The sequence below is a fragment of the Paracoccus sp. (in: a-proteobacteria) genome (genome assembly GCF_032007265.1).
Taxonomy (GTDB): domain Bacteria; phylum Pseudomonadota; class Alphaproteobacteria; order Rhodobacterales; family Rhodobacteraceae; genus Paracoccus.
Genome location: NZ_DALZMB010000038.1, coordinates 1 through 17,776, shown reverse-complemented (window position 1 = coordinate 17,776; position 17,776 = coordinate 1). Strand labels below are relative to the sequence as shown.

19 protein-coding genes, 1 tRNA gene and 2 riboswitches are annotated in these 17,776 nt (G+C 61.0%); of the genes, 9 read left to right on the top strand and 11 right to left on the bottom strand.

The genetic code is table 11. The features are described 5' to 3' along the window. Positions 1-4: 4 nt before the first annotated feature. The 10 genes from RTS12_RS09970 to RTS12_RS09925 all read right to left on the bottom strand — a co-directional run bounded on the left by RTS12_RS09970 (position 5) and on the right by RTS12_RS09925 (position 8,769). Complete coding sequence (locus RTS12_RS09970) at positions 5-1,216, bottom strand: cytochrome c peroxidase (protein WP_312528012.1); 1,212 nt, start codon at positions 1,214-1,216, stop codon at positions 5-7. Continuing rightward, the gene (mauJ, locus tag RTS12_RS09965) at positions 1,210-2,139 is read right to left on the bottom strand and encodes a methylamine utilization protein MauJ (RefSeq protein WP_312528010.1); all 930 of its coding nucleotides are present in this window, start codon (positions 2,137-2,139) and stop codon (positions 1,210-1,212) included. The genes RTS12_RS09970 and mauJ overlap by 7 nt, the downstream gene beginning before the upstream one ends. 48 nt (positions 2,140-2,187) lie before the next feature. After that, complete coding sequence (locus RTS12_RS09960; RefSeq protein WP_312528008.1) at positions 2,188-2,586, bottom strand: amicyanin; 399 nt, start codon at positions 2,584-2,586, stop codon at positions 2,188-2,190. 58 nt (positions 2,587-2,644) lie between these two features. Continuing rightward, positions 2,645-3,211, bottom strand: a complete 567-nt coding sequence (gene mauA / locus RTS12_RS09955; RefSeq protein ID WP_312528006.1) for a methylamine dehydrogenase (amicyanin) small subunit — start codon at positions 3,209-3,211, stop codon at positions 2,645-2,647. 45 nt (positions 3,212-3,256) lie between these two features. Next, the gene (gene mauD / locus RTS12_RS09950) at positions 3,257-3,856 is read right to left on the bottom strand and encodes a methylamine dehydrogenase accessory protein MauD (protein WP_312528004.1); all 600 of its coding nucleotides are present in this window, start codon (positions 3,854-3,856) and stop codon (positions 3,257-3,259) included. A 2-nt stretch (positions 3,857-3,858) separates the two neighbouring features. Further along, the gene (locus RTS12_RS09945) at positions 3,859-4,422 is read right to left on the bottom strand and encodes a MauE/DoxX family redox-associated membrane protein (protein WP_312528002.1); all 564 of its coding nucleotides are present in this window, start codon (positions 4,420-4,422) and stop codon (positions 3,859-3,861) included. 3 nt (positions 4,423-4,425) lie between these two features. Beyond that, positions 4,426-5,661, bottom strand: a complete 1,236-nt coding sequence (gene mauB / locus RTS12_RS09940; protein ID WP_312528000.1) for a methylamine dehydrogenase (amicyanin) large subunit — start codon at positions 5,659-5,661, stop codon at positions 4,426-4,428. 106 nt (positions 5,662-5,767) lie between these two features. Further along, complete coding sequence (locus tag RTS12_RS09935; RefSeq protein WP_312527998.1) at positions 5,768-6,607, bottom strand: methylamine utilization protein MauF; 840 nt, start codon at positions 6,605-6,607, stop codon at positions 5,768-5,770. A 330-nt stretch (positions 6,608-6,937) separates the two neighbouring features. After that, complete coding sequence (locus RTS12_RS09930; RefSeq protein WP_312527997.1) at positions 6,938-7,366, bottom strand: hypothetical protein; 429 nt, start codon at positions 7,364-7,366, stop codon at positions 6,938-6,940. A 134-nt stretch (positions 7,367-7,500) separates the two neighbouring features. Further along, positions 7,501-8,769: a glycerate kinase gene (locus RTS12_RS09925; protein ID WP_312527995.1), complete on the bottom strand. Its 1,269-nt coding sequence runs from the start codon at positions 8,767-8,769 to the stop codon at positions 7,501-7,503. A 300-nt stretch (positions 8,770-9,069) separates the two neighbouring features. Between RTS12_RS09925 and RTS12_RS09920 the strand changes: the two genes are divergently transcribed. The 3 genes from RTS12_RS09920 (at position 9,070) to RTS12_RS09910 (ending at position 10,950) form a co-directional block, all read left to right on the top strand. Continuing rightward, positions 9,070-9,699 carry a hypothetical protein gene (locus tag RTS12_RS09920; protein WP_312528042.1) on the top strand — a complete coding sequence of 210 codons (630 nt, stop codon included), beginning with the start codon at positions 9,070-9,072 and terminating at the stop codon, positions 9,697-9,699. Beyond that, complete coding sequence (locus RTS12_RS09915; RefSeq protein WP_409455681.1) at positions 9,696-10,058, top strand: hypothetical protein; 363 nt, start codon at positions 9,696-9,698, stop codon at positions 10,056-10,058. Before RTS12_RS09920 ends, RTS12_RS09915 begins: the two co-directional genes overlap by 4 nt. Before the next feature lie 112 nt (positions 10,059-10,170). Next, positions 10,171-10,950: an SDR family oxidoreductase gene (locus RTS12_RS09910; RefSeq protein WP_312527993.1), complete on the top strand. Its 780-nt coding sequence runs from the start codon at positions 10,171-10,173 to the stop codon at positions 10,948-10,950. 78 nt (positions 10,951-11,028) lie between these two features. Here RTS12_RS09910 and RTS12_RS09905 read toward each other — a convergent pair whose 3' ends face one another. Next, complete coding sequence (locus RTS12_RS09905; RefSeq protein ID WP_312527992.1) at positions 11,029-11,718, bottom strand: hypothetical protein; 690 nt, start codon at positions 11,716-11,718, stop codon at positions 11,029-11,031. Positions 11,719-11,861: 143 nt separating this feature from the next. Beyond that, a riboswitch (glycine riboswitch) is annotated at positions 11,862-11,950 on the top strand. 3 nt (positions 11,951-11,953) lie between these two features. Continuing rightward, a riboswitch (glycine riboswitch) is annotated at positions 11,954-12,016 on the top strand. A 70-nt stretch (positions 12,017-12,086) separates the two neighbouring features. Between RTS12_RS09905 and gcvT the strand changes: the two genes are divergently transcribed. From gcvT to RTS12_RS09875, 6 genes are all read left to right on the top strand, one after another. Next, entirely contained in the window at positions 12,087-13,196 is a 1,110-nt protein-coding gene (gcvT, locus tag RTS12_RS09900) for a glycine cleavage system aminomethyltransferase GcvT (protein WP_312527990.1), read from the top strand. 10 nt (positions 13,197-13,206) lie between these two features. Continuing rightward, positions 13,207-13,566 carry a glycine cleavage system protein GcvH gene (gcvH, locus tag RTS12_RS09895; RefSeq protein WP_312527988.1) on the top strand — a complete coding sequence of 120 codons (360 nt, stop codon included), beginning with the start codon at positions 13,207-13,209 and terminating at the stop codon, positions 13,564-13,566. A 157-nt stretch (positions 13,567-13,723) separates the two neighbouring features. Then, positions 13,724-16,561, top strand: coding sequence for an aminomethyl-transferring glycine dehydrogenase (gene gcvP, locus RTS12_RS09890; RefSeq protein WP_312527986.1), 2,838 nt, complete (start codon positions 13,724-13,726; stop codon positions 16,559-16,561). Between the two features lie 70 nt (positions 16,562-16,631). After that, positions 16,632-16,943, top strand: coding sequence for an excalibur calcium-binding domain-containing protein (locus RTS12_RS09885; RefSeq protein WP_312527984.1), 312 nt, complete (start codon positions 16,632-16,634; stop codon positions 16,941-16,943). 36 nt (positions 16,944-16,979) lie between these two features. Next, positions 16,980-17,417 (top strand): thioredoxin TrxC, encoded by a 438-nt coding sequence (gene trxC, locus RTS12_RS09880; RefSeq protein WP_312527982.1) that lies wholly within the window; start codon positions 16,980-16,982, stop codon positions 17,415-17,417. 98 nt (positions 17,418-17,515) lie between these two features. After that, positions 17,516-17,591: transfer RNA gene (locus RTS12_RS09875), tRNA-Ala, on the top strand. Positions 17,592-17,776: the final 185 nt, after the last annotated feature.

Here is a 17,776-nt window from a genome sequence, read left to right as displayed (position 1 = left end):
GCCGTCAATCACCCCCCTTGGCTGTCGCGGCCGCGCGGGCCGCTCGCTGTTCTTCGAGCAAGGGCTCGTATCTTTTGTCGGTCAGCGTCTCTAGAAAGGCGACCAAGGCATCGACGCGCGCATCACTGACTGTCAAACCGGACCTCAGCTCTTTCATGGCCAGGTTCTCGGGCACCTCCGGATCGCCCCAAGGCTCGCCGGTTTCGGGGTTGATCTGCCACTTTGCTGCGGTCGTGGTGTATTTGTTGTAAAAGACCACGGCTGTGCGCAGATCGTTGAACACCCCGTTATGCATATAGGGTCCGGTCACGGCCACGTTGCGAAGGGTCGGCACTTTGAATTTACCAGCTTGCGCCGGATCATTCACCCCCGCCTGACCCGCCAGCCCCAAATCGACGAAATCCGCGCCAAGTCCGCTTGCGGCGCGCGCCTCGTGGTTCACGGGGATGCCGATATTGCGATATTCAAAGTTGGAAAAGCTTTCGCGTTCGGTCACACCTTGGGCGCGCAGCTGATGGCACAGGCGGCAGTTCCAGGTCAGATAGACGGCATAGCCGAATTCTTCCTGAGTGCTGAGCTTTTCCTCGCCGCGCAGGAAGCGGTCGAATTTGGAATCGAATGGCGAGAATTCCGGCGTGCTTTGATAGGCAGCCAATGCCTTAGACACATAGGAAAAAGCGGCATCGACATCACTCAGCGCATCCGCGCCATATAGCGCGGTGAAACCTGCAACATAATCGGGATTGGCACGCAGCCGCTCGACCACGGTGGCTTTGTCGGGCATGGCCATTTCGACCGGGTTCAACATCGGCTGACCCGCCTGATCGGCCAGATCCTTGGCGCGGCCGTCCCAGAACTGGCCACCTTTATATTCGCCCTTTTCCTTCCAGAAATGGAAATCGGGGCTCATTGCCATATAGCCAAGCGTGGGGGTGTTGCGATCGCCATGCGACTGGCCATCATCGCCCACCGAGACCGCCATTCCGGCGCGCCCCTCGCGCGGGTCGGTAAAGGCGCGGTCAGGATCGTGGCAGGTGGCGCAAGATTGCGTCCCGTTGCGCGACAATGAGGGATCGCTGAATAGAGCCTCGCCCAGAATTTCAAGCGAGGGCTTTGCGGGCGGCTGCCCATGTTCGACCGCAGCAAAACCGGCGATTGCAGTAAGCACGGTCACACCAACGGCAGACAGGCCTGCCAGCCGCAAGCGGGTCAGCATGTCTGCTCTCCCAGCGCATAAAGCGCCTCGCCATCGGCGCGCACATTGGGCAGATCCGCCGCAAGGGCCGTGGCACGCATGCGCATCTCGGACAGGATCAGGCGATGGGCGATCAGATCAGTCAAATTGGCGATCTGCGCCAGCTTTTGCTGGGCGCGCAGATCATCCGAGACCGCAGCCAGCAGCCCCTCGGCTGAGGTTAGCCGCGCATGTTCGGGCGTGATCGCCGCGATGAAATCAACCAGAGCAAGGCCAAGGAAGGCATCGGAAAACTCCATTGCTCCGGCATGGACCAGCATTTCCTGCGTGATGCGGAACGCGCCCGCATTGGCACCTTCCAGCGCCGGATGGCCGTTCTGGGCCGCCGAAAGAACCGCAAAGGCCGCCATCAGGCGGCTGGCCGCGTCAGGGGCGTTGCGCGCACGCTGAAACAATTCGACAAACGGCACCAGATCGCGCGCGACAGGGGCAAGCGCGTCGAAATCCAGATGCATCGCACTGGGCCGGAAAGGGGTGCAGCGCCAGCGCGCCGAATGAGCGGTATCGGCAATGCGCCAGCCCGCAATGGCCATGCCACGCCCGATTTCAGTCAGATAGCGCAGCATTCGCGGCTGAAAGTCGCCATAGGCCCGGTTCAGCGCATCCTGAGCCGAGGTCGCCGGCAGGCGATAGATCACCTCGCTTAGCTTGCCGCTGTCATTGCCGTGAAAGCTGATGCGCATACCCGCAGGCGTGCTGGCCGTTGCCAGCTCTTGGCCCGCGGCACTTGCCACAAGGTCCAGCTCCCAGGCCTGGGTGACCGGATTGCGTAAAAAGAAGCCGACCAGAAAATCCCGAGAGCTGTCATCTGCCCGCGAGATGCGGACCGAGGCAGGGTCGCTTTCCGCTTTCAGCGAGGCGCGAATGTCATAGGGGATCCACATGATCGGCTCCTTTCAGATCAGGTCAAAGCGTCCGTGACGCTTTGCGTGTCACTCGACGATGACTTTGCCCCGCATGAACGGATGGGGGGTGCAGTGGTAATCAAAGGTGCCTGCTTCGTTGAAGGTCACAGAGAATGAGAAACCTTTCTTGAGCATCGGGCCCTTCAGCTCTGCCTCGCCGACAACGCCTTTGACGAAATCGACGTTATGGGGCATCGCCTCTTTGTTGACCCAGGTGACGGTCTGACCGACTTTGATCTTCACCTCGGGGGTCTCGTATTTCAGCTTGTCGATGTTCACGATAACCGCATCAGCCGGGGCTTCTGCCTCAGCGACCGGGGTTTCCGAGGGAACAGTGACCTTATCCGCGGCAAACGCAGCCGTTGCGCCAAAGGTCGCCAGTGCGAGAGCGGCCAGCAACGACCGGGTCTTCATCGCAGAGTTCATTTTCTTCTCCTTGAGGAATAAGGCTGCCGGACGCAACTGATGCGCCCGGCAGAACACATCAGCTTGCTTTGCCGACGATCGGCGAGATCGTGCAGTGATAGGTCATCGCGTCATCTTCTGCGCCGAAGCACCAGATGATGTCGTTGGCGAATTCCGGGCGATAGACCGGAAGCTCACCCTCGGTGTTAAGGCAGGGGCAGCGACCCGAAACGTTGGCGCCACAGCAGTCGCGATAGGCGATCAGGTAGCTTTGGCCATCGGTCGGGTTGTAGCAGCTTGCCACCCAAGAGGCCGAAGCCAGCTTGGTGCCCGGAGGACAGTTGGTCAGCGAGCCGCCCGAGCAGTCGCAGACGTTGCCGTCGATCGAGCAATGGCGCCAGTAGTCGCAGGACTGAACGTCATGGTCCTGCGGCACCCATTTGGCGCGCGGATCCGTGCCCTCGGCCGCACCGGCGGCATTGGCGCGGCTGACGCGGCCCCGACGGTCCACCGGCAGCAGCGGCACGATGGCCACGCCTGCAACCACGGTACCGATTTTGCCGATCACGCTGCGGCGGCTGGTACGACCAGCAACACGGCGCGAGATCTTTTCGACCATATCGTCGAATTTGAAATTCCCCAGCATAGATATTTCCTCCCTCTGCTTGGGGTTGTGACTGAAGCGACCGGCTTAGGCCGCCTGCTTCTTGCGGCTCGACATGTACTGCTGGAGCGAGGCGAAACCGGATTTGTCGGCTTCGAGCAGGCTTTCCAGATGTTCGCGCGTATTGGTCAGGCCCTTGGCTTTGATGATGCCTTCGCCGTCGATCAGGACGCCGTAGGGGATCTTGCCGACCTGGAAGGCCATGCCTGCTTCGGCCGACACGACATAGCGGATCTGGCCCAGCTCGTGGTTATCCAGGAAGCGCTTATGTTCATCCGGCGCGCCATCCGAGATCATCACCACCGAGATCTTTTCAGCTTTGGCGATCGATTTGATGATCGGGAAAAGCTTGTCGCAGACCGGGCAGGTCGGCGCAGTGAACATGATCAGCGTATGGCGACCGTCAGCCGAAGCGCCGCCGATTTTGACATTGCGGCCAAAGTAATCGGGCAGCTCGAATTCCGGCGCCTTGTCACCCATATCGGGGCCGTGATCGGTGATCATCGCGCCCATTGGCGATGACCGCTCGTGCAGCAGGCCGACCTGACGCATCAGGCCCAAAAGCACCATGCTCACCCCGATAAACGCCAGCCACAACAGGATATTGGAAGCAATAAGAAAGTTCATGATCAGCGTCCTTTCGAGGAAAGGTTGGAAGATTGCGCAGCGGTCAGCCCGCTCAGCATGGAGGCGCTGAAGTAAAGCAGCATCGCAATGCTGCCCGCAGCAAGGCCGATAAAGCCGTCGGCCAGACCAGCAGCCGGAACAGTCGGCAGCAGCCAGACAACAGACAAGGCCAGCGCGGTCAGCACGATATTGCGCCCGACCAGCAGCCAGCTAACCGGCTGTTTCAGGCCCTGACGGAAGCAACCGCAGTCGATATAGGTCCGGCCCCGGATCACGTTGATCGCCAAAGCGACGGCGAAAACGATCAGCAAGAGGGCTGCGACCGCGGCGGCGGGAACCGCCAGCGGCCGGATGACCAGCCCCACGGCGACTGCCAGTTCAACAACTGGCAGCACGAAGGCCACAACGCGGCTTAGCCCATCGGGCAACAGCCGGAAGTTGCGTACAACGCCGTAGAACTCTTCGATGCGGCTCAGCTTCGACAGAGCCGCCGTCACAAAGAGCAGTGCAAGAAAGGCCCGCACAGCCAATGTGATCAGTGGTTCGTGAAGAATTGCCTCGACCATGATTTAGGGCTCCAGATCGTGGACGTTCAGGACCTGCGGACCGCGACCAAGCTGATCGACCTTACGCAGTTCCTTGCCGGTTTCCGCGTCGTAGATGTAAAGAACGCGATCGCCCGACGAGAGGCCGTAAAGCAGCGCGTCATTGTCCTGGCTGACCTGAACCGAATCGATTTCATGGCCCATTTCGAACTTGTTGACACGCTCGCCGGTCTTGAGGTCGGTCACGACGACAAAGCGGCTGGCGGTTTTGTGGCGCCACTGGTCACGCTGGTCGACCAGCAGATAGGAGCGGTCTTTGGTGCGGTGATAGGCCACCTGCTGCCAGCCGCCCGGACGCCAGTTGTCCTTGCGCTCTTCTTCGGTCAGCGCCTCGATCGGGTCCATGAACTTGGCATCGCCCGACGAAAGGTCGATCTGATGGATCTTGCCGGTATAGGTCGGCCAGACGATCTTTTTCGACTTCATCGAATAGGCAGGATGGTTGATCAGGAACTCGTCTTCGGGATGGAAGACCTCGGTCTGCGTGACCTTGTCCTCGGCGCCCATTTCGATCTTCGCCAGGCTGCCGTCGCGGCAATGCATGAAGAAGGTGTTATCGGCGGTCGGGAACATGTGGTAGCAGTCCGGCACATCGATCATGCGATCAAATTTCTTGCCCTCGATGTCGACCACACCCACCGCCGGAGCCGGCGAGAACTGATAGAACAACAGCGATTTGTTGTTCGGCATGAAGGTCGTCATCCAAGGATAGGTGCCAACCAGAAAGCGCGGGGTGTTGGGCAGTTCGATATCCGCGATCGGGTTCAGCGTCTTGGGATCGAACACCTCGACGTAATCGGTGCGCGTGCCGCGTGCGACACGTGAGAACACCGTGCTGGCCTGTGCCAGCAACGAGCCGTCCTCGGCCACGACCGGGTTGGGCAGGAAGCCACCATCGATCATGCCCTCAACCGAGCCATCCGAGCCATTGATGACGAATTGCTGGGTGATGGCCGCGAAATGCGCCGGGTCGCCGACATAAACGCGATGAGCGTCCGGAGCGCTGATTTCTTTGACATGCGGCTCGTCTTCGCCGCCCTCTGCCAGATATTTCGCCGCTTCGGCCGCTTCGCGCTGGCCTTCGGTCTGAGCTGCGGCATCCTGAGCGAATGCCGTGCCGAGAGCGAGTACCGAACAGGTCATCCCTGCACCGATCACGCGCTTCCAGTCAGCCTGCAGTAAATTGCGTGGATAGGCCATCGAGTCCTCCCTTAGATGGCAATCTGACACCTGCGGCCCTGCACAAGCGTCGCCGGAAATTTTCGTCTTGTCCTCTGGATGCGAGCAGCGCTCGCCCCGATCCTCCTCAGATCAGGGCCAACACCGCAAAAGCAGCGCCCAGAGCCACAAGGATCGCCCCATCCACCATTGCCGCACGCTCTTGATTGCGGGCCAGCCAGGCTTGGATGGTATAATCCTTGTAGGGCAAAAGATTGACCGCGACCGGCAGATATCGGCCAAGGTTGAACAATGCGATGATCGCAATCGCCTCGGGGATATGCCCGGTGAAAACGGCTGCCAGCGTCATCATGTAAAGCAAAGGCGTCTGCACATAGGTCAGGTAATCCAGCCCCAGCGACAGACCATAAAGCCCACCGATCACCCATTTGGGAAAGCGGTTGCGCGCATCATGAGGCACCTGTGCCCGGCGCTGCGGATAAGGCGCGCTGATCAGATCAAGCTGATGTGCCCCATAAAGCAGACCGATCACCGCCAAGACGGCCAGCGCAGCAGTGGTTGCAAAACCCGTAAACCCGGCAATGCCACCAATCGCGCCCAGAAGCGTGCCCAGAATGACAGCCCCCGCCGCATAGCCCAAGCCATGCATCGCAAAAGTCGGAAGCCAGCCAATGGCCGCCTTCACGCCCGTTCCCTTCGCCCGCAGCAGCGAGATCGAGGAATAGCCGCATGGCGACCAGGTGGACAGAACGCCCCCCGCAACCGCCGCCACACCCAGAACTGACCAAAGCGCCGCCGAAAGATCAGCTGCGCCGGACATCATATAGCCACCCGCTGCGCCTACTCCTGCTGCGCAAAGCAGGATCAGACCGCGGGTCGCCTTCGAGTACGTATCTGGAAAAAATACACAATCCGCGACCGAGTTTTCGTCCCCCGGTATCGCCGTGGCTTCGTTGATGGACGCCATTCTCCCCCTCCCCTGAAGGTGACTGCATCTGGGCATACCATTGCCTACAATGATGCAAACATGAATGAACCAATCCGGCAATTAAGACTTAGGGGTGAAATTATTTTCACTTACTGAAAAACCAGAAGCCTGTTTCAACGTTTTCAGCGTGGCAGAATGTCGCATCCCTTGGGTTTTCCACGCATCTCGCCGTAAGCAGGTCGGCGCTTTCGGCCGGGCTTGAGGCAGCCCCGCGCAAGGCAAAAAAACGCCCATTGGGCGGAAAAAATGAACATTCTGGTGTAAGCGCGACAAGGCCTTCGCCTTAGGGGATGAATTCCCCCAGACGAATCAGGCGCTTGGATATGGGGATTCGGCGCCGGGCCGTTCGGGCAGGGAATCCTCGAAATCACGGCGCAGAATCCGGATCTGGTCAGGGGTCAGGCGCGCTTGGCTGGCCAAGGTGCGGGCGGGTGCCAAAAGCACCCAGCGCATACCCAGATAAAGCGCACCGATCGCCACGAGCGCGATGACAAGCATGGCAGGAAAGCTGCGACCCAAACCAGTATAGTTGGCCGAGATCAGCACCGAAATCAGCGCCGCCCCCGCGACCACGGCAAAAATCACCATCGGCAGGCCAATCAGGATAAAGCGCACCAAGCGGCTGCGCTGATCGGGCGTCGCGAAATAGCCCGGCCCATCTGGTGCGGTCTCATAGACATAGCCCCCGATGACCGGCAAAAATCGGCCCTTCAGCTTAAGATTGCGTGCAACACTCATCTTCTGCCCCCCGCGACGCCATTTGGGACAGCGCCTTACGGCAAGGTTTTCAGCCGCAGGACCAAGATGCAAGCATCTTTGCCTAGGGGTTCAGCGCCTGCCGCGCGCCACGCCGCGCGATGGGCGGGCAAAGCCTAATCATCTGCGCCGGGCGCCGCGATCAGGATGGCGCGGAAATCATTGACATTGGTCAGGGTCGGCCCGGTGATGACCTGCTGCCCGATCGCCGCGAAGAAGCTGTGCGCGTCATTTCGGTCCAATGCGGCTTGCGGATCGACACCCTTGGCTTGAGCAAGGGCCAGCGTCTGAGGGGAAATCAGCGCACCTGCAACTTCGGCTGCCCCATCGACGCCGTCGGTATCGCAAGCAATGGCATGAATGCCGCGCGCGCCCCCCAATGCCATGGCCAGGGCCAAGGCATATTCGGCATTCGGACCCCCAATACCATCGCCCCGGCGGGTCACGGTCAGCTCACCACCCGAAATCAGGATGCGCGGACCAGAAAGCGCAAGCGCAAGCTGCGCCTGCGCTGCGGCAACCTCGCGGGCTTCGCCCTCCAGCGCATCGCCCAGAATATCCACGCCATAGCCCGCTTCACGCGCAACGCGGGCCGCAGCCTCCAGCGATTGCGAGGGGGCCGCGCAAATGACATTGCGCACGCGTGCCAGACGCGGGTCATCGGGATGCAGAACGCCGCTTGGCTGCTCTAGCACCGCGCGCACCGAACCGGGCACATCCAGCCCCCAGCGGCGCACGATGTCACGCGCATCCTCGGGGGTGCTGTAATCGCCGACGGTGGGTCCCGATCCGATCATCGCGGGATCATCACCGGGAATATCCGAGACCAAAAGCGCCAGCATTTGCGCAGGATAGGCCGCCGCCGCCAATTGGCCGCCCTTGACCCGGCTCAGATGCTTGCGCAGCACGTTCATCTGACCGATCGGCGCACCAGAGGCCAAAAGCATCTGGTTGACCTGCTGTTTTTCCGCCAGCGTGACATCGCCCGCCGGTGCCGTCAGCAGCGCCGATGCCCCGCCCGAGATCAGCGCCAGCACGAAATCATCCGGCCCCAACCCCGATAAAAGCGCCAAGATGCGCTGGGTGGCATGCAGGCCCGCCTCATCGGGAACCGGATGGCCCGCCTCGACGATCTCGATGCCTTTCGTGGGGCGCGCATAGCCGTAACGGGTGATCACCAAGCCCTCGCAGGCCCCCCAGACCGCCTCGACCGCTTCGGCCATACGCGCGCTGGCCTTGCCAGCCCCGATCACCACAACCCGGCCCTTGGGGCGCGCGGGCAGGAATTGGGCAAGGCTTTGCATCGGATCAGCCACTTCGACCGCCCGGTCGAACATCTGGCGCAGCAATTGGGCAGAGGTCACGTGGTTGTTTCCCGCATCCATGGCGGTCGTTTGCCGCCGGTTTTTCACGCCTCCGAATAGGCAAGGAATTTTCCGCTTGGGCAAGGGCAAATGCCCCATGCCTGCACCTATCGTGGTGAAAGGTCGCGCTCGGGTGTGGCTGCGGACAAAGGCCCCAGCGCCCAGCGCCACTGACGCGCCCACGCCCAGCAAGGTCAGCCCCAGGCCAAGCCGGATTTCCTCCTAAGACTAAGGGACCAGAGCGGGCCCGCCACGCTTTCGCCGCCTCCCGACAAGCGTCACGCTGCCACGACAAGAGAGAGGACCCCCATGTTGACCAAAATGCGCCGGCTGATCTGTCTGGCCGTTCTTGCCACGGGCTGCGGCCTGCCCTTTGCAGCCTTTGCCGATGCGGCGGGCGATCTGGTCTTTACCGAACGTGGCCCATGGAATCTGAAAGATGCCCCGGTCGTCTGGTCGCTCAATATCGCTGGCCCCCCCAAGGCCCAGTTTCGCCAGATAAAGGATGGTCAGATCTCATTGATCGAAACGACCGACCCCTCGGATGGTAAAGCAATGCTGCAGCTGGTCGAGAAAAACCCCGATCCCAACTCGCCCCTGCCCGAGCGCAAAGTTGGCCCCTTTCCCGCCGATAGCGGCGATCCCAGCGTGGTCTTTTTCCTGGAAACCGTCGCGCGTGATATGGCCGCTGCCACGGGCGGCAGCCCCTTCTATATCCGCAACCGCATGAAGGACGCGGTTTTCCGGGGCGGCGAGATCCGCCAAGAAGCAGACCAGCAGGTCGCGGTCTTTCGCCCCTTTGCCAATGACCCCAACAAGGATCGCATGGCACCCTTTGATCAGCTGGAACTCAACTTTGTCATCCGCGACCCCAAGGCGCCAATCCACGCCATGAGCGCCACGACCGGCGGCGAGAGCCCTGCCTTTCTGTTTTCGATGGAGCAGCCATGACCGGATTCAAAGCAGGTGCACCTACTGCCGCGCTGATGGCCACCCTGATGGCTGCCATGCCTTGGTCGGCGCTGGCGCAGGCGGTCAATGATTATCCGACCAATGCCCGCGCCGATTATGTCTTTGTCTGTATGGCCGCGAATGGCCAAACGCAGGATGTGCTGAACCGCTGCTCTTGCGCAATCGACGAGATCGCGGGCGTGCTGCCCTATGATAAATACGTCAGCGCAGAAACCGTGATGCGGATGCGTCAAACCACGGGCGAGCGTTCGGGCATGTTCAAGCAAGGCGGACTGATGACCGATATCGTGGCCGAGCTGCGCCGTGCGCAGGCCGAAGCCGAAATCCTTTGCTTCTAGCCTAGGCCGCACCCCCTTACCCCGCCAAGCCATTGGCCCTGCGCCCACCCTGTCGGGGTGGACAAACCGCGCGGGGCCGCTTCCTATGCAGCCATCAAGACAGGAGGCCGGAATGGATCTGGGAATTAAGGGAAAACGCGCATTGGTTTGTGCTGCTTCCAAGGGTTTGGGACGTGGCTGCGCCGAGGCTTTGGCCGCAGCAGGCGTCAATCTGGTGATCAACGCGCGCAGCGAGGATGTGCTGACGCAAACCGCCCAAGAGATCGCCAAGCGTTACGGCGTCGAGGTCACGCCAGTGGCCGCCGACATCACAACCGAAGAGGGCCGCGCCAGCGTTTTGGCCGCGGTGGGACAAGCGGATATTCTGGTCACCAATGCAGGCGGCCCGCCCCCCGGTCAATGGACGGACTGGACCCGCGAGGATTTCATCAAAGCCATTGATGCCAACATGCTTTCGGCGGTGGCGCTGATGCAGGCATTGGTTCCGGGGATGATGGAGCGTGGCTGGGGTCGCGTCGTCAACATTACCTCGCAATCGGTGCGCACGCCGATCTCGATTCTGGGGCTGTCGAACTCGGCACGTTCGGGTCTGACCGGATTTGTCGCGGGCATGTCGCGCGCCGTGGCCCCCAAAGGCGTCGTGGTCAACAACCTGTTGCCCGGCATCCATGCGACCGACCGCGCCGAAAGCCTGGATGCGGCTGTGGCGAAAGCCGAGAATATTTCGATCGACGAGGCGCGCATCCGCCGCGAGGCCACGATTCCGACCCATAGCTATGGCACGGCCGAAGATTTCGGCGCGACCTGTGCCTTCATGTGCAGCCAGCACGCGAAATTCATGGTCGGGCAAAACATCCTGCTGGATGGCGGCGCGTCGAATATTTCGATCTAAGCCGCAATGACCAATCACGGGTGTGGCCGCAGCCGGAGCCAAAGCAGGGGCCGGGGCCGCACCCAATCGGGCCGCGGCCTAAGGGGTCGTATCGTCAGAGCGATGGCCAAGCCCAAGGCCCATGCCCAGCCCCATGCCGCCGCCCCCGCCACCTCCTCCCATGCCGCCGCCCATGCCGCTCCCGCCCCCACGGCCGCCACGCTCGGCACCGCCGCCTTTGCCGCCCGAACCCGAAGAGGGCCGCGAGGGCCCTTGGCGCAGCATGTTCAGATCAGCGGGAATAGGGCTTAGATCCAGAGCCTTACGGATAAAGTCGCGCAGCGAGACCACCAGGTCATGGGTCTCGACGCGGCGCCCCGCGACCAATTCACGCGCGGCATGTTCGGCCAGTCGCACCTGCTCATCCGTGCCCAGCAAGATGATGTCGGAAAGGGCCCCCTCGACCGCATCGCGAATGCGCCTGCCCCGCTCGGCGCCCGGGCTTTCGGGCGGGCTTAGGTTGTCGGGGTCTTCTTCGGCGATTGCGCGGTCGCGCAGATGCGCGGGATTGACCTCTAGCGAACCGGTAAAGGAGCCGCCCAGCACCTTATAGGCCGCGATCAGCGTCTTAAGGCGCTCATTGATCTGGCGGTTCATCCTTTCCCGCCGTTGCTGCACCGCCATCATCACCAACAGGCGAATACCCATGCCGATCAATGTGATCAGGGCAATGCCGATCAGGGTCGATAGAATGCTTTGCCAAGAGCTGAAATCAAAGCCGCGCATCATTTTAGCCCCCTTGCCCGGTCGTAGACCCAGTATGTCCCTGCCCGGCTTTAAGAATTTATCGACCAGCCCGCAAAAAGGCGCAAGTTGCCTTGTCACAAAGCAAAATCCCACTTGTCAGACCTGCGGCCTCAAGCTACGCCTTTAGTCGGAAGTCGGGAGACGCTGGCGCAAGTCAGGGCCGAAGGAGCAACCGCCCCGGTAAACTCTCAGGCAAAAAGACCGCCTTCCACAAAGACTCTGGAGAGAGGCGCGAAAGCGTCCGCCGAAGGGATAACGATCTCAGGCGCAAAGGACAGAGGGGGCATCAACCGCAGCAATCGGCTGCACGCAAGGGACAGTCATGTCCCGGCGGAATACAGGGGGATGCCATGGCCGAAAATCGGCGCACGGAACTATATGATTTGCACGTCGCAAAAGGGGCGAAAATGGTCCCCTTTGCAGGTTGGGACATGCCCGTTCAATACCCGATGGGGGTGATGAACGAGCATCTTCACACGCGCGCCAAAGCGGGTCTGTTCGATGTCAGCCACATGGGTCAGGTGCTTTTGCGTGGCGAAGGCGTGGCCGAGGTTTTGGAAAGCCTGATCCCCGCCGATCTGGTCTCGTTGAAAGAAGGCCGTCAGCGCTATGGCCTGTTCACCGCCCCCAATGGCGGCGTGCTGGACGATCTGATGATCGCGAATAAGGGCGATCATCTGTATCTGGTCGTGAACGCAGCCAATGCCGATGCTGATCTGGCCCATTTGCGCCAGCTGGAAGCCAAAGGCATCACCATCGAGCCGGTCGCACGCGCGCTTTTGGCGCTGCAGGGCCCCGAGGCCGAGGCGGTTCTGGCACGTCAGCTGCCCGGCGTTGCCGAGATGAAATTCATGGATTCGCGTGATTTTGACTGGCAGGGCGTCAGCCTTTGGATCTCTCGTTCGGGATATACCGGCGAGGACGGGTTCGAGATTTCGGTACCACAAGAGCAAGCCCTGGCCTTTACTCAGGCGCTGCTGGCCGATGAGGCCGTGGCCCTGATCGGATTGGGCGCGCGTGACAGCCTGCGTCTTGAGGCTGGCATGCCGCTTTACGGCCATGAAATGGATGAAACCACCACCCCCGCGCAGGCCGGGCTGGGCTGGTCGATCCCCAAAAGCCGCCGCAACGGTGGCGCGCGCCCGGGTGGTTTTCCCGGCGCTGACGTGATTTTGGCCGAGCTGGAAGCCGGAGCCACGAAGGCCCGCTACGGCATCCGCCCCGAGGGCCGCGCGCCGATCCGCGAAGGTGTCGAAATCTTTGCCGCTGAAGCTGGTGGTGAGGCCATCGGCCGGGTGCGCTCGGGCGGGTTCGGCCCCTCGGCAGGTGGTCCGATCGCCATGGCAGAACTGCCAGCCGGTCTAAGCACGGGCAGCCAGCTTTGGGCTGAACTGCGCGGCAAGCGCCTGCCGGTGAGCATTACCGCCCTTCCTTTCCACATCCCTGCATATAAGCGCTGAGGAGCGACCCATGCTGAAATATACCGAAAATCACGAATGGCTGCGTGCTGAAGGCGACGAGATCGTCGTTGGCATCACTGCCCATGCCAGCGAGCAATTGGGCGATGTGGTTTTTGTCGAACTGCCTGAGCTGGGCCGTGAAGTCGAAGCCGGCGAAGAGATCGTCGTGATCGAATCGGTCAAAGCCGCTTCGGATATCACCGCGCCCGTGGCGGGTGTGATCACCGCGGTCAATGATGCGCTGGCCGATGCGCCTGGCGATGTGAACAGCGATGCCATGGCCGCGTGGTTTTTCAAGATCAAGCCAAGCGATGCCAACGCAATTGACGCCTTCATGGATGAGGCCGCTTACAACGCTCTGATCGGCTAAGGCCGGATTTGGGTATTTGGATGATGAAGAAAGCGACCGGACTTTGGGCCGGGCCATTCATCACCCGGCTATGTTGACACAAGGGGGCGCGCGGGATTGGTCGCGCGCTCTTTGGCAAGATTGAAAATCAGACGCATCGAGGATGCAGGGCCCGATCATGACGAAATGGATCCCGACCACTTATAATCCCGACGATTTCGCCAATCGGCGTCATATCGGACCTTCTCCGCTGGAGATGGCAGAGATGCTTAAAGCGGTCGGCGCGGCCGATCTTGAAGCATTGATCAGCCAGACCGTGCCAGCTTCGATCCGGCAGGAAGCCGCTTTGGACTGGCCGGCCCTGTCCGAATCCGCGCTGTTGGAGCGGATGCGTGAGATTGCTGGCAAAAACCGCGTGATGACCAGCCTGATTGGCCAAGGCTATTACGGCACGGTGACGCCTCCTGCGATTCAGCGCAATATCCTGGAAAATCCCGCCTGGTACACGGCCTATACGCCCTATCAGCCCGAGATCGCCCAAGGGCGGCTGGAAGCGCTGCTGAACTATCAGACCATGGTGACCGATTTGACGGGTCTGCCGGTTGCCAATGCGTCATTGTTGGACGAGGCCACCGCCGCCGCCGAAGCCATGACCATGGCGCAGCGTCTGGCCAAATCGAAGGCCAAGGCATTTTTCGTCGACCGCAGCCTGCATCCGCAGACGATTTCCGTGATCGAGACCCGGGCCGAGCCTTTGGGGATCGACGTGATCGTCGGTTCGGTTGAGGACATGGATGCGGCTTCGGTTTTTGGGGCGATTTTCCAATATCCCGGCACTTACGGCCATCTGCGCGATTTCACCGCAGAATGTGCGGCCTTGCATGCAGCTGGCGCGATTGCGGTTGTGGCCACCGATCTTTTGGCTTTGTGCCTGATCAAAGAGCCCGCAGCCATGGGCGCGGATATTGCCGTTGGCACCTCGCAGCGCTTTGGCGTTCCGATGGGCTATGGCGGGCCGCATGCGGCATTCATGGCGTGTCGCGATGAGATGAAGCGGGCGATGCCGGGCCGGATTGTCGGGGTTTCGATCGATGCCAAGGGCAATCAGGCCTATCGCTTGTCGCTTCAGACCCGCGAGCAGCATATTCGCCGCGAAAAGGCCACTTCGAACGTCTGTACTGCGCAGGCTTTGTTGGCGGTCATGGCCTCTTTCTATGCGGTCTTCCACGGTCCGGAAGGGCTGCGCGCCATTGCGCAGCGCGTGCATCTGAACGCGGTCACGCTGGCCAATGCCTTGCGCGACGCGGGTGCCGATGTCGCCCCCGAGCATTTCTTTGACACCATCACTGTCCGTGTGGGCGTCGGCCAGCAGGGCATTATGGCTGCGGCCCGCCATCGTGGCATCAACCTGCGCCGCGTTGGCCGGGATCGGGTCGGGATCTCGGTTGACGAGACCACGGATGCTGGCGTAATCGCGCGAGTTCTGGATGCTTTCGGCATCACCGAGGCAGCGGTTGCGGCAGTTTCTCCGGCGATCCCCGAGGATCTGCTGCGTGAGAGCGACTATCTGACCCATCCGATCTTTCACATGAACCGCGCCGAATCCGAGATGATGCGCTATATGCGCCGCCTTTCGGATCGTGATCTGGCCCTTGACCGCGCCATGATCCCGCTGGGGTCTTGCACGATGAAGCTGAATGCCGCAGCGGAAATGATGCCGCTGACCTGGCCGGAATTTGGTGGATTGCATCCTTTCGCGCCAGAAGATCAGGCTGCGGGCTATCACGAGGTCTTTGCCGATCTTTCGCAAAAGCTGTGCCAGATCACCGGCTATGACGCCTTTTCGCTGCAACCCAACAGCGGCGCGCAGGGCGAATATGCAGGGCTTTTGACGATTGCCGCCTATCACAAGTCGCGCGGCGAGGATCGTGACATCTGTCTGATCCCGGTTTCGGCCCATGGCACCAACCCTGCATCCGCGCAGATGGCGGGGATGAAAGTCGTCGTGGTCAAATCGGCCCCGAACGGCGATATTGATCTGGAAGATTTCGCCGAAAAAGCTGCGAAAGCGGGCGATAAACTGGCGGCGGTGATGATCACCTATCCCTCGACCCATGGCGTCTTTGAAGACACCGTGCGCGAGGTTTGCGAAATCACCCACAAGCACGGCGGTCAGGTCTATATCGACGGCGCGAATATGAACGCGCTGGTCGGTCTGGTCCGCCCGGGCGATGTCGGCGGCGATGTCAGCCACCTGAACATGCACAAGACCTTTGCCATTCCTCATGGCGGCGGCGGTCCGGGCATGGGGCCGATCGGGGTCAAGGCGCATCTCGCGCCCTTCCTGCCGTCCGATCCGCAAACGGGTGACGAGGGCGCGGTTTCGGCAGCCAATTGGGGCTCGGCCTCGATCCTGCTGATTTCCTGGGCGTATATCCAGATGATGGGCGGGGCCGGTCTGACGCAGGCGACGCGCGTGGCAATCTTGAATGCCAACTATATCGCAAGCCGGTTGCAGGCAGCCTATCCGATCCTGTTCATGGGCAATCGTGGCCGCGTGGCGCATGAGTGCATCCTGGACACTCGCCCCTTTGCGGAATTCGGCGTGACGGTCGATGATGTCGCGAAACGTCTGGTCGACAACGGCTTTCATGCGCCAACCATGAGTTGGCCGGTGGCCGGCACGCTGATGGTCGAGCCGACGGAATCGGAAACCAAGGCCGAGATCGACCGTTTCATCACCGCGCTTTTGGCCATCCGCGCCGAAATCACCGAGGTTGCAGAGGGTCGCATTGCCGCCGAGGACAGCCCGCTGCGCCACGCGCCCCATACGGTCGAGGATCTGGTGGCCGATTGGGACCGCGCCTATTCGCGCGAACAGGGCTGCTTCCCGCCCGGTGCCTTCCGGGTCGATAAATACTGGCCTCCGGTCGGGCGCGTCGACAATGCTTATGGCGATCGCAACCTGATCTGTACCTGTCCGCCGCTGGACAGCTATATGGACGCGGCTGAATAGGCGCGTTGTCTTGGCACTTCTAACCCGCCAAGGTTGTGTTAACCTTGGTTAACAGTTTGGGGTGCAAGACATGCGACGTTTGATATTGGGGGCGCTGCTGTCACTTGGCTGCGCCCCTGCAGCTTTTCCGCATCCCGGCGGCCTTGATGCCAAGGGCTGCCACAATGACCGCAAAAACGGCGGCTATCACTGCCATCGTGGCGCAAGGTCCAAGGCCTCTCACGCGGCACCAAATGACTATCGTTCCAGACCATCCACCAAAGGCGTTCACTATCGCAACTGTGCTGCGGCCCGTGCCGCAGGTGCGGCACCGATCCGTGTGGGCGAGCCCGGCTATAGACGCGCATTGGATCGGGATGGCGATGGCATCGCTTGCGAGTAAAATGACCCAATTCATGCCAGCACAAGGAGCAAGAACATGTCCGGCAAAAAACTGACATGCCTCGACTGTGGGCAGGTCAACCGCGTCCCAACCGAGCGCTTCTCTGACAATCCCAAATGCGGAACTTGCGGCGCTGCACTTTTCTCTCGCAAGCCCCGCGCTGTGGATGCGGCAACCCTGCTAAAGGCATCGCGCAACGACGAAGTGCCCTTGGTTGTGGATTTCTGGGCGCCTTGGTGCGGCCCCTGTCGCCAAATGGCCCCCGAATTCGAAAAGGCCGCAGCTGCCCTAGGTACAGATGCGCGCCTGGTCAAATTCGACACCGAGGCAAACCAGCGCGGCAGCGCCAGCTGGAATATTCGCAGCATTCCAACGCTTGCGCTCTTTGTGAACGGCCGCGAGGTCAGCCGCGTCGCCGGCACCCGCCCCGCCGCAGCAATCGCTGATTTCGCCCGTCAAAAGCCCCCACGCTAAGGCAGTTTCGTGGCGAGCATCGCGGCGTGCTCATGCGCAACGGTGCGCCACCCGTGACGCTTGACATTCAGCCCCCTATCCGAAAAATTCTGAAATATGGGGCCGTAGCTCAGTTGGTAGAGCGCGTCGTTCGCAATGACGAGGCCAGGGGTTCGATTCCCCTCGGCTCCACCAATCCTCGCAAATCATTATAAATCAATGACTTACATCAGGATTTTCCCACCTCATTTTGCCACCTGTTGGGTCCGAGTGTGGCGCATAGCATTACCTCTTTAGGGATGCATGCTTTCACTCTGCTTACTGCTGATCATGTGGCTTTTTATGTTTTGCACATGGGTTTAGACCGACGTTTTTTGCGT